2 protein-coding genes are annotated in these 438 nt (G+C 65.8%); both read right to left on the bottom strand.

The features are described from left to right. Positions 1-364: recombinase family protein (locus EU800_RS26255; RefSeq protein ID WP_129636377.1), on the bottom strand; the 364-nt coding region annotated here is incomplete at its 3' end. Further along, on the bottom strand, positions 364-438 hold a 75-nt coding region (locus EU800_RS29265; protein ID WP_129636378.1), incomplete at its 5' end, for a DUF2924 domain-containing protein. The genes EU800_RS26255 and EU800_RS29265, both read right to left, overlap by 1 nt.

The following is a 438-nucleotide window of genomic DNA, read 5'->3' as shown; positions in this document are numbered from 1 at the left end:
CGGTGTTGAAGGCCTGGGTGACGGAGACGAAGGAACAGCCAGAGGCGTCCAAGCGCTCGACGAGCTTGGCGAAATCGGCGAGCGACCGGGTGAGGCGGTCGATCTTGTAGACCACGACCATGCCGATCCGGCCGGTGTCGATCTCGCCAAGCAGATGTTGCAGGGCAGGGCGTTCCAGCGTGCCGCCCGAGACGCCGCCATCGTCGAAACGGTCGCGTGCCAGAACCCAGCCCTCATGCTTCTGACTGGCGATATAGGCAGCGCAGGCCTCAAACTGGGCATCGAGGGAATTGAACCCCTGGTCGAGCCCCTCTTCGGAGGACTTCCGCGTGTAGATCGCGCAGCGGATCTTCGGCGCTGCCATCAGCGGGTCTCCTTCAATCCGAAGAAGCGGGGCCCGGACCAGCGGGCGCCGGTGATGGCGCGGGCGACCGCGGA

The organism is Tropicimonas sp. IMCC6043, assembly GCF_004146235.1.
In the GTDB taxonomy this organism is placed as follows: Bacteria; Pseudomonadota; Alphaproteobacteria; order Rhodobacterales; family Rhodobacteraceae; genus Tropicimonas.
The sequence above is the reverse complement of the archived record's forward strand: the minus strand, read 5'-3'. Positions and strand labels throughout refer to the sequence as shown.